Here is a 10,304-nt window from a genome sequence, read left to right on the forward strand (position 1 = left end):
TCGACCGGCGGGGCCTGGTTCTTGAGACTCGCAGCGTAGACGTCGACGTACTGCTGACCCGAGAGCTGCATCAGCTCGTACATGATCTCGTCGGTGACCGCGCGTTCGATGTAGCGGTTGCCCTCCATGCCCTCGTAACGCGAGAAGTTCAGGGGCTTGCCGATACGCACCGACACCCGGGTGGGTCGCGGCAGGATGCTGCCCGGCGGGTTGAACTTGTGGGTGTCGATCATCGCGACGGGGATGACCGGCACCCCGGTGTCCATGGCCAGCCGGGCGAGACCGGTCTTTCCCTTGTAGAGGCGTCCGTCGGGCGATCGGGTGCCCTCGGGGTACATCCCCATCAGCTTGCCCTTGTCGAGCTGGCGGCGTGCCGCGGTGAGCGCACCCTCGGCGGCCTCGGCTCCCGACCGGTCGATGGGGATCTGACCGACCGCGGTGAAGAACCAGCGCTGGAAGCCACCTTTGAGCCCCGTACCGGTGAAGTACTCGTTCTTGGCGAGGAAGTAGATGCGGCGATCCACCATCAGCGGCAGGAAGAAGCTGTCCATCACCGCGAGGTGATTGCTCGCCAGGATCGCCGGGCCGTCGGTCGGGATGTTCTCGTGTCCTTCGATCGTCGGCCGGCCGAGGACCCGCAGGATCGGACCGAGAAAGATGTACTTGAACGCCCAGTACCACATGAGAATCTCCTCGCCGCGCACACCGACCCGATGACCACCGCCGGACAACCGCGCCGCGGAGACCGCGGAACCGAGGAGTGTCCCGACGCCAAGACCTTACCCGCGTCGCACTCTACCGTCCGGCCGGGACCGCTCGGGGTCTCGCCGGGAGCACTCAGAGCCCGGAGACCGGCCGTGTCTCGGGGTGCGGGTCGGCCACAGGGCGTGCGGCCGTCCGGATCGCCTGTCGCGCAACCTCGGCCGCGCCCACGACGCCGGCGGTCTCGCCGAGCTGGGTACCGCGGATACGCGCGAGCTGTCGATGTCCGGCACCGGTGACCTGGCGGGCGTAGTGCTCCCGGGCCTCGTCGAGGAACAGCCCCGACGCCGCGCCGACGCCGCCGGCCAGGACGATGAGGTCGGGATCGAAGATGTCGGCGATCATCGCGAGCCCCTGGCCGAGCGACGTCGCGAACCGCGCGAACGCGGCCAGCGCGACGGCGTCCCCGTCGGCGGCCGCGCGGGCGACCCGACGGCCGGTCAGCGACCCGGGGTCCGCGGCGACATCGGCGGCGAGTTGGCTGCGCCCCCAGTCGCCGTCGGCGAGCAACTCGACCACGGTGTCCACGAGTGCCGTGCCGCTGCAGTACCGCTCCCAGCAGCCGCGTTTGCCACAGGCACAGGCGCGCCCGTCGGGGACGATCGTCAGATGTCCGAGTTCCGGTGCGACGCCGTAACTTCCGCGATAGATCTCCCCGTCGATCACGAACCCGGCGCCGATCCCGGTCCCGATCGCCAGGACGACGGTGTTGTGCCCACGGGCGGCCGCGCCGAACCGCCATTCGGCCACCGCGGCGGCGTTGGCGTCGTGTTCGGCGAAGACCGGGATCCCGACGCGGCGGGTCATCTCCTCGGCGACCGGCGCCTCGCGCCAGGGCAGATGCGGCGCGAACCGGACGATGCTGCGGTCGGTGGTCAGGAAGCCGGCGATCGCGAGCCCGACCGCCTTCGCGTCCCAGCGCGAGGTCAGTTCGCCGACCAACCGGTCCAGACAGTGCTCGAGCGCGGCCGCGGTCGGCGGGGTCTGCGCGCGGAGGGTGTCGAGCATCGTCCCCCGGTCGTCGACCACCGAGGCGCGCACGCTGGTGCCGCCGATGTCGATGCCGATCGTCAGGTCGCCCATCAGTTCTCCTGCCCGGGGCCGGGTTCGGGGGGCGGCGTGGCCCGCCGTGAGGCATCACCGCGTCGCGGTGTGCCGGCCTCGCGCCCGGCGGCCGGTCCCTTGAATCGCACCGCGATCGGTTCGTACTGGCGTGGTGACGCCGATGAGGTCGGCGACGAACGCAGCGCCTCGGCGATGGCCTCGAGTACGGCGATGACCGCCGCGATCAGCCGGGCGACCAGATCGCCGATCTCGGCGAGCAACGAGGTGATCTCCCCCGACGCCCCGGAGAGCGCATGCCCGAGCGGACCACCGTCGGCGAAAGCGGCGAAACCGGGGCGCGTCCCCGTTGCGTCCGCACCACCGGCGGTGGCCGACTGCGGAGCCGGCGCGAAGAGCGCGGCCAGGTGGTCGATCTGGGCGGCCAGTCCGAGCAGCAGGTCGCGCACCGGATCGGCGGGTCCGTCGCGACGCCCGTCCGCGGACCCGTCACCGGCCTGCCGGAACGTCTCGTCGTCCGTGCCCATCGCCAACTCTCCCCTTCTCCCGGCCCCGCGCGAACACCCACCCGCGTGTCTGTCGTCGGGGTCATCGGCACCGTACCCTGCCGTCTCGAACGGTGCGGTCTGGCGAACGTACCCCGCCCGGGCGGAATCATTCCACCGTCGCCGTCCCACCTGGCCGTCGGGAACTGGGCGGCGTCGACGTACCGGGGCCGAGGAACCGGCTCAGTTCTGCGGCCGGGGCCACACCGCCGGATCGGGGACGAAGCCGATGCCCAGGGTCGTGCCGTCCCAGTCGGCGTCGACGACCGTGCAACGTCGTAGCATCGACGGCAGCCGCACCGGATGGCGGAACCCCGCAATCGTCACCAGGAGGTCGTCTCCGCTGCGCCCGAGAGCCAGCGAATCCGGATCCGGTAGGCGCTGCGGCCACGACAACCGGTACACCGGACCGGCCGGCTTGCCGCTCACGCGCCCCTGGACCGCCTCGACCTCGGCCGCGGCCGAACCCCGGGGGACGCCGTGCGGTGCCGGCAACGAGACCGAGAGCTTGCGGAGCCGCGCCATGCGATCGATCGCACCGGACGATTTCTCGACCACCTCGACGACGACGGAACGCGAACCGTCGGAACCGGCGAGTTCGGCCCGCACCATGTCCGCGACCTCGGCCGCCGGTTCGGCGCCGACGCCCGCGTTGACCTGGACCGAGGCCAGCGGCAGGCCCATGAGGTCGGCGGCGGCGAGATGGTGGCCGGTGAGTCGTCGGCTCCGGTCGTCGGCGGCGAGAACGAGGTGCACCGCCACCGCATGCGAATCGGCGAACAGTTCGGCGATGTCGAGGCAGTCCCGGTCGATGGCGTCGACCGCGGCCGTCAATTGCGCGACCATCGGACGCTCGGAAGCGATCGCGAGGCGTCGGTGACGCGGCCAGAACCGGTTGAGGGCCTGGCTGAGAACTGCTCCGCCACGGAGGAACTGGAGTGGGTCACCACACCCGGAACAGTCGACGACGATCCGCTGCCACCGGCCGCTGATCGCCTCGTCCCGGATACGGCGCAGGAGCAGGAAGTCGTCGATCCCGGGCAACGAGGTGAGCTCGGCGGCGTCGATCCCGGCCAGGGTGCCGACGCCGGGCAGGACCGTCTTGCTGCGGCTCACGGTGTGCTCGAGCACCTCGACGAACGCCGACCATGTGCGTTCGGTGAGGTCCAGTCGGTCCAGGGTCAACAGGTGCAGGTATTTGGACACCGCGACGGGCTCGCCGGGCCGGCGGTACACCCGTGCCCAGTCGGGAACCGGCGACCAGCGGTCGACGGTGATGAGGAGCGTGTCGGATTCGGCTGCCGACAGGCCCGACCGGGGCACGGCCCGGGCCGACCGGGAGGTGCCGGGACGCTGGGTCGCACCGGCGGCCGCGACCGCGGAGACACCGGAACCCCCCGGCCCGAGCACGATGTGGATGGGTGTGAGATCGATCAGCCTTCGACCCTCTTCTTGAGGTCGTTCAGCGCGGCATCGGTGATCGCCTTCTCGGCTCGCCGCTTCAGCTGGCCGATCATGGGCACCTGCAGGTCGACCATGAGTTCGTAGGTCACCTTCGTCGATCCCGGGACCTGTTGGGTCAGCACGTATCGTCCGCGCTGATCCTTCTGTAGATCGCTCGACACCAGGCGCCACGACACCGCGGGGGCGTTCCGATCCCATTCGTAGGCAAGCACATACGTGTCCTGGAGGACACCGGCGTCGAGCACGAACCTGACCTCGAGGGCGCGGCCGGCTTCATCCGTGCGCAGCACCTCGACCTCGCGGGCGGCGGTCACCCACTCCGGGTAGTGCTCGAAGTCGGCGATGACGGCGAGGATGGCGTCGGCGTCGGCGCCGATGACGATGTCGCGTTCGGTGTGGTCGGCCATCACCGCATCCCGGCCGACTCGAGACCGGCGGCGGGACCACCGACGACGCGGCCCTTCTCCAGCAGTCGTTTGACCTCGAAGGAGACCTCTTTGCCCGTCACGCGGCGCAGCTTGTTCTCCTCGGCCAGCACGTCGGCGCGGGTGCGGGGGTCGTCGGGCAGCGGACCGGTGGGTTCGGCGTGGAGGAAGTAGTGGAGCACGAAGCCGTCGAGGACCGCCTCGTTCCAGATCTCCATCGTCCCCGACACCGGACCCGCGACCTGCCAGCGCACGCCCTGCTCGCCCCGGTCCTCGGTGACCGCCAGACGCAGGTCCGGCCACCACCGGCGCCAGTTGGCGGGGTCGCCGATCACGGCGGTCGCCAACGGCGGCGCCGCGGCGACGAAGACCTCGTCGGCCACCTGGATGCTCGTCACGCCCACTAGCTTCACATACTCGTGTCGGCGCAGGGTAGTGCACCCGAAACCGACGTCGCGATGAGTCCGATTCCGTGTCGGGGATACGATTCGGTGACTGATGTCTACTGAAGGGTAACCACGATGGGCGAGTACAGCGTGCCCGCGAAGTTCTCGATCGGCGACGACGAGAACTGCACGAACATCATCTTCGGCCTGGCGCAGCGATCACCGCAGCACATCGTGTTCCGCCACAAGCAGGGCGACCGGTGGGAGCCGGTCACCGCCGCCGAGGCCGCCTCCCGCATCTCCGCCATCGCCAAGGGCCTGATCGCCTCCGGCGTCAACCCCGGGGACCGGGTGGCGCTGCTGTCGCGCACCCGCCTCGAGTGGAATCTCTTCGACTTCGCGATCTGGTCCGCGGGCGCGATCACCGTGCCCATCTACGATTCGTCCTCCGCCGGCCAGATCGAATGGATCATGCAGGATTCCGGTGCGGTCGCGATCGTCCTGGAGGACGACGGACATCGCGCCGAGTTCGAGTCCATCGACTCCCTGACCACGCCGGTGACCGTCTTCCAGATCGACCGCACCGACGGGCCGGGTGCCGTCGGCGAGCTCGTCGCCGCCGGTGCCGACGTCCACGACGACGAGGTCGCGGCCCGCCGGGCCACCGTCAGGGCCGCCGACCCGGCGACGCTGATCTACACCTCGGGGACCACCGGACGGCCCAAGGGCTGCGAACTCACCCACGCCAACATGCTGTCGGAGGTGCGGGCGGTCCTCGCCGGCGACCTCCTCGATCAGGTCATCGCCCGCGACGAGAAGCGTCTGCTGATGTTCCTTCCCCTCGCCCACGTGCTCGCCCGGGCCATCACGCTCGTCGCCATCGAGGCAGGCATCGAGGTGGGACACACCAGCGACATCCCGAACCTGGTGGACGAGTTCGCCGTCTTCAAACCGTCGCTCATCCTGTCCGTGCCGCGCGTGTTCGAGAAGGTGTACAACACCGCCCGGCAGAAGGCCCACGACGGCGGCAAGGGAAAGATCTTCGACGCCGCGTCCGAGACCGCGATCGCCTACTCGCAGGCGACGGAGAAGGGGCAGGTCGGTCTCGCGCTGAAAGTCAAGCACGGCGTCTTCGACGCGCTCGTCTACAAGAAGCTCCGGGCCGCCCTCGGTGGCGAGTGCCAGATGGCGATCTCCGGTGGCGCGCCGCTCGGCGCCCGCCTGGGTCACTTCTTCTCCGGCGTCGGTGTGCCCGTCTACGAGGGGTACGGCCTGACCGAGACCACGGCGGCCTTCAGCGTGAACACCCCGTCGGCGTCGAAGATCGGCAGTGTCGGGAAGCCGTTGTCGGGCAATGCTGTTCGGATCGGCGATGACGGAGAGGTGCTGCTGCACGGCGGTGTCGTCTTCACCGAGTACTGGCAGAACCCGGAGGCCACCGCATCGGCCGTGATCGACGGCTGGTTCCATACCGGCGACCTCGGCACCGTGGATGCCGATGGGTTCATCACCATCACCGGCCGCAAGAAGGAACTGATCGTGACCGCCGGCGGCAAGAACGTCTCCCCCGCCGGACTCGAGGACGTCATCCGCGCCAACGCCCTGATCTCGCAGGCCACCGTCGTCGGCGACGCGAAACCGTTTGTGGCCGCCCTGATCACGATCGATCCCGAGGCGTTCCCGGCGTGGAAGGAGCGCACCGGCAAGCCCGCGTCCGCGACGGTCGCCGACCTCGCCGACGACACCGACCTGCGCGCCGAGGTCCAGTCGGCCGTCGACCTCGCCAACAAGACGGTGTCGCATTCAGAGGCCATCAAGAAGTTCCGCATCCTGCCGACCGACTTCACCGAGGAGACCGGCGAGATGACGCCGACGCTCAAGGTCAAGCGCAACGTCGTCGTGGAGAAGTTCGCCGGCGACATCGAGGCGATCTACCAGCGGTGAGCTCCCCGCCGGCGCCGGTTGCTCTTCAGAGCAACTGGCGCAGGCGGGCCGCCATCTGGCTCCACTGCCAGTTCTCGACGACGTAACGCCGTCCGGCCCGGCCCATCTCGGCCGCGGCCGCGCGATCACCGAGGATCGCCAGGATCGCCAGGGCGACCGCGTCGACATCGGTGCCGTCGACGGCGGTGCCGGTGACCCCCTCCTCGATGGTCTCCGGCGCGCCACCGGACAACCCGGCGACCACGGGCACCCCCGACGCCGACGCCTCCAGGTAGACGATCCCCAGGCCCTCGACGTCCAGGCCGCGCCCCCTCGTCCGGGACGGCATCGCGAAGACGTCCGCGATGTTGTGGTACGCCGCGAGGTCGTCGGCGGGCACCGAGCCGGTGAAGATCACATGGTCGGCCACGCCCGTGTCGGCCGCGAGGTCGCGCAGGGTCTTCCCGTAGGGACCACCGCCGACGATGACCAGCGTCGCGTCGGGGATGGTGCGTCGGATCAGCGGCAGGGCGCGGATCAACACATCCTGGCCCTTACGGGGCACCAGCCGCGACAGGCAGAGGATCGTCGGACGCTCCCCTAGGTCGAGATGTTCGCGAAATCGCTGTCGCAGCACCGGATCCGGGGCGAACCGCTCGGTGTCGACGCCGGGGGGCAGGTGTTCCAGGCCCGCGCGGGCGCCGAAGGCCGACGCGAACCGGCCGCGGGTGTATCGGCTGACGAAGGTGATCACATCGGTGTGGCGGCCGATGTGCCCGAGCACCTGCCGCGCGCCCGGCAGCATCGACCACCCGACCTCGTGACCGTGCGTGCTGGCGATGATCCGCTGGGCGCCCGCGCGACGCAACGCCGGCGCCAGCACGGCCAGCGGCGCGGCCGCGCCGAACCACACCGTCGAGATCTGTTCGCGGCGCACGATCTCCGCGGCACGCCGCGCCACGAACGGGGTGGGGAGCATGAGCGTCGTCGGGTGCCGGTACACCCGATACGGGGCGGCCGCGTCGAACTTCTCGTGCGAGTCACCACGCCAGCGCGGCGCGTAGACGACCACGTCCTCCGGCGGCAGCAGGTCCACCAGATTCTGCAGGTAGGACTGGATCCCGCCCGGACGGGGCGGAAAGTCGTTGGTGAGCAACAACGTTCGAGACATCAACGGGCCTGCACTTCGAGCCACCGCTGCCACCCCGCGACCAGTTCGGCACGCGTCAGCCCGAGACTCGAGGCGATCGCCGTGTCCTGCGCCGCGGGCAGGGCCGACGCCGCGACCCCCATGTACATCTTCTTCAGCCGCGCCTCGTCGAATCGATCGGCGACGTAGGCGGCCAGCGACCACGCACTCTGATAAGCCACCTGTGAAGTCTGACCGTCCATCGCGAAGTCGGTGTCGGCGGGTGGCCCGGTCGGAACTCGACCGGCACGCACGGACGCGATCAGGTCGGGTGCGGCATCCGCGATCCTCGTGTGAGTCCCTTTGCGCCCGACGTATTCGGCCACGCCCTCGGTGATCCAGAGCGGCGCGTCGAGCGCGGTGTGAACGCGGGCCGCGACATGGGTCAACTCGTGCCGGAGAACCACCGCGAGCGTCGGTGCGGCGAGTTCCCGGGCCGCCGGGGTCAGGATGATGCGCTGTCCGGTCGCGGTGCGCTGGACCAGGTCGAGGCTGCTGAACACGGTCGCGGCCGCCGCGGTCCCGGTCGCCGCTCGGCCCTCGGGTACGAGTGCGGCGAACTCGTCGTCGGTCGCCGTGGCGACCACGACGGCGCGGCGATCCCAATCGTCGCCCCAGAAGTCACTGACGGCATCCACCGCCCCGGGCAGCTCCCGCTGCAGCGTCGCCACCGTCGAAGACGTTCGGGGATACGAGGCGACCACCGACGTGCCGCCTGCGGTGGCGGTGTCGGCCACCTGGAGTCCGGGCAGCTCCCACATCTGAGTGGGTGCGGATTCTCCTCCCAGGGCCGTGGCGTCTCCGACGAGGCGCCAGGCCTCGCCGTAGCGGGCGACCACGAACTGGGTGCCGACGACCACCTCGGCCTCGTCGACTCCCGGGACCCCCTCGCCGCCGAGCGCATAGCGCAACTCCACCGGAGCGACCCACGAGTCCGAACTCCCCCCGGCATCGAGGAGCTCCTGCAACTCACCGGGTACGAGCACCTCCGCCTCTTCGGTGGGCGCAAGCTGATAACCGAACCGTGCGAGCCGCAGGGTGCCGCTGCGACCGTTCCGCGGCGTGAACCGGCTGGGCGCGAAACCCGCGGCGGCCGTGACGAATCTGTCCTTGAACGCCGGGGTGGCAGCGGTGTCGACGAGGGTGCCGATCGCCCGCACATCCCCGGAACGCACCGCTTCGGTGAGCGCGTCGAGCAACCGCGTCACGCCCGCCGCTCGATCACGCTCGTAGACGTTGACCGCGGTGCTCGACGACACGGGCGCGGCGGACGAACCGGGCCCGCCGGGCACATCGACCGTGCCGCACGCGGTGGCGACTGCGAAAACCAGAACGACCACGGCCGAGACGGGGCCGGCGCGCCCGCGCGGTGAGGTCACCGGTGGAACTAGAACCGGCGGGCAGAGTTGTACGGTCCGGCCTCGTCGAGCGGCTCGACCTTGACCGGCACACCGAAGGTCGAGGCGTGGATGACATAGCCGTCACCGACGTACATACCGACGTGATGGGCATCCGGATAGTAGATGACCAGGTCACCGGGCTTGAGGTCATTCTTCTCGACCGGCTGACCGCCGGCCATCTGCGCCTGACTCGATCGCGGGATGGTCTTGCCGGCCTGCCGGAACGCCCACACCATGAGTCCCGAGCAGTCGAACGAATTCGGTCCGGTGGCGCCCCACACGTAGGGGTCACCGATCCGGGTGAGGGCGGCGTGGGTGGCGATCAGTCCGGCGGCGGTGCCCTTGGGCACCAGTCGCGGATCGAAGTCGAAGGTCGGACCGCGCAGAGCCGCCAACTGCTTGCCGGTCATCGACTTGTAGATCGACCGGATCTGGATCGCCTGGAGCTGCAGGTCGGCTTGCTTCGTCTGGAGGTCACCACGGACCCGTTCGGCGCGGGAGACCGCCTCGGAGGCGGCCACCGCCGTGCGCTCGGCATCCTTCTTCGCGACAGCGGTCCTGGCCCGTACCTTCTTGATCGCGGTCAGGTCCACCGACGCCTGACGCGAGATCATGTCGAGACCCGACATCTGGTCCAGGAGCGCCTGCGGGGAGTCGCTGACCATCACGGCGTACAGTCCGCTGACCCGCGCGCCCTGATAGCTGGCGCGGACGATCGCGTCGACTCGGTTCTGGTGCACGGCGAGCTGGGCGCGGCTGGTGTCCAGCGTCTGCTGCGCCTCGGCCGCGGCTTTCTTGGCCGCCGCCACGATGCCGCGCTGCTTGTCGTACTCGATCTTGGCGTTGTGCATCGCCTCGGTGGTCTTCTCCGCGTCGATGCCCAGTTGCTTGTAGCGGTCGAGCAGCTGATCGGCCGAGCGCGCGGGCACCGCACGGGCGTCCCCGACGCCGCCGGCGACGGTCGGTGCCAGAACGGCGAACGCCGACAGGACACAGAGCGCCACCATCAGCGGACCCGAACGCATCCTCGGCCGCATCGCGCGACCACGCCCCTCCCCGATCAGCACGGTCTACTCACTCCCTCGTGTGTGCTCGTCGATCCCTGAGCATCCCGGGCCCCTGCACCCGTACCCCGCGTCCCGTCGACC

10 protein-coding genes are annotated in these 10,304 nt (G+C 70.0%); 1 reads left to right on the top strand and 9 read right to left on the bottom strand.

Annotated elements, in window-relative coordinates:
* The 6 genes from M4D77_RS22285 to M4D77_RS22310 form a co-directional block, all read right to left on the bottom strand.
* The coding region (locus M4D77_RS22285) for a 1-acyl-sn-glycerol-3-phosphate acyltransferase (protein ID WP_259937438.1) at nucleotides 1-683 on the bottom strand (683 nt) is incomplete at its 3' end.
* A 154-nt stretch (nucleotides 684-837) separates the two neighbouring features.
* Nucleotides 838-1,845: an ROK family protein gene (locus M4D77_RS22290; RefSeq protein WP_259937439.1), complete on the bottom strand. Its 1,008-nt coding sequence runs from the start codon at nucleotides 1,843-1,845 to the stop codon at nucleotides 838-840.
* Nucleotides 1,845-2,351: a hypothetical protein gene (locus M4D77_RS22295; protein ID WP_259937440.1), complete on the bottom strand. Its 507-nt coding sequence runs from the start codon at nucleotides 2,349-2,351 to the stop codon at nucleotides 1,845-1,847. The genes M4D77_RS22290 and M4D77_RS22295 overlap by 1 nt, the downstream gene beginning before the upstream one ends.
* A gap of 201 nt (nucleotides 2,352-2,552) precedes the next feature.
* Nucleotides 2,553-3,782, bottom strand: a complete 1,230-nt coding sequence (locus tag M4D77_RS22300; protein WP_259937444.1) for an ArsA-related P-loop ATPase — start codon at nucleotides 3,780-3,782, stop codon at nucleotides 2,553-2,555.
* 20 nt (nucleotides 3,783-3,802) lie between these two features.
* The gene (locus M4D77_RS22305) at nucleotides 3,803-4,240 is read right to left on the bottom strand and encodes an SRPBCC family protein (RefSeq protein WP_058253066.1); all 438 of its coding nucleotides are present in this window, start codon (nucleotides 4,238-4,240) and stop codon (nucleotides 3,803-3,805) included.
* Nucleotides 4,240-4,671 carry a hypothetical protein gene (locus tag M4D77_RS22310; protein WP_065630040.1) on the bottom strand — a complete coding sequence of 144 codons (432 nt, stop codon included), beginning with the start codon at nucleotides 4,669-4,671 and terminating at the stop codon, nucleotides 4,240-4,242. Before M4D77_RS22310 ends, M4D77_RS22305 begins: the two co-directional genes overlap by 1 nt.
* Before the next feature lie 108 nt (nucleotides 4,672-4,779).
* Between M4D77_RS22310 and M4D77_RS22315 the strand changes: the two genes are divergently transcribed.
* Nucleotides 4,780-6,588, top strand: coding sequence for a long-chain fatty acid--CoA ligase (locus M4D77_RS22315; protein WP_247449541.1), 1,809 nt, complete (start codon nucleotides 4,780-4,782; stop codon nucleotides 6,586-6,588).
* 25 nt (nucleotides 6,589-6,613) lie between these two features.
* Here M4D77_RS22315 and M4D77_RS22320 read toward each other — a convergent pair whose 3' ends face one another.
* From M4D77_RS22320 to M4D77_RS22330, 3 genes are read right to left on the bottom strand one after another with little or no spacing between them, the layout of a single operon-like run.
* A complete protein-coding gene (locus tag M4D77_RS22320; RefSeq protein WP_259937442.1) occupies nucleotides 6,614-7,738 on the bottom strand; it encodes a glycosyltransferase family 4 protein in 1,125 nt (374 codons plus the stop codon).
* Nucleotides 7,738-9,135 (bottom strand): hypothetical protein, encoded by a 1,398-nt coding sequence (locus tag M4D77_RS22325; RefSeq protein ID WP_259937443.1) that lies wholly within the window; start codon nucleotides 9,133-9,135, stop codon nucleotides 7,738-7,740. The genes M4D77_RS22320 and M4D77_RS22325 overlap by 1 nt, the downstream gene beginning before the upstream one ends.
* Before the next feature lie 8 nt (nucleotides 9,136-9,143).
* Entirely contained in the window at nucleotides 9,144-10,181 is a 1,038-nt protein-coding gene (locus tag M4D77_RS22330) for an NlpC/P60 family protein (RefSeq protein ID WP_058253141.1), read from the bottom strand.
* Nucleotides 10,182-10,304 lie beyond the last annotated feature (123 nt).

Source organism: Gordonia sp. p3-SID1431 (genome assembly GCF_025143765.1).
Classification (GTDB): Bacteria; Actinomycetota; Actinomycetes; order Mycobacteriales; family Mycobacteriaceae; genus Gordonia; species Gordonia hongkongensis.

Coding starts and splice junctions, on each gene's coding strand:
- M4D77_RS22290 (WP_259937439.1), bottom strand. CDS start 1,845: ATGGGCGACCTGACGATCGGCATCGACATCGGCGGCACCAGCGTGCGC.
- M4D77_RS22295 (WP_259937440.1), bottom strand. CDS start 2,351: ATGGGCACGGACGACGAGACGTTCCGGCAGGCCGGTGACGGGTCCGCG.
- M4D77_RS22305 (WP_058253066.1), bottom strand. CDS start 4,240: ATGGCCGACCACACCGAACGCGACATCGTCATCGGCGCCGACGCCGAC.
- M4D77_RS22315 (WP_247449541.1), top strand. CDS start 4,780: ATGGGCGAGTACAGCGTGCCCGCGAAGTTCTCGATCGGCGACGACGAG.
- M4D77_RS22320 (WP_259937442.1), bottom strand. CDS start 7,738: ATGTCTCGAACGTTGTTGCTCACCAACGACTTTCCGCCCCGTCCGGGC.
- M4D77_RS22330 (WP_058253141.1), bottom strand. CDS start 10,181: ATGCGTTCGGGTCCGCTGATGGTGGCGCTCTGTGTCCTGTCGGCGTTC.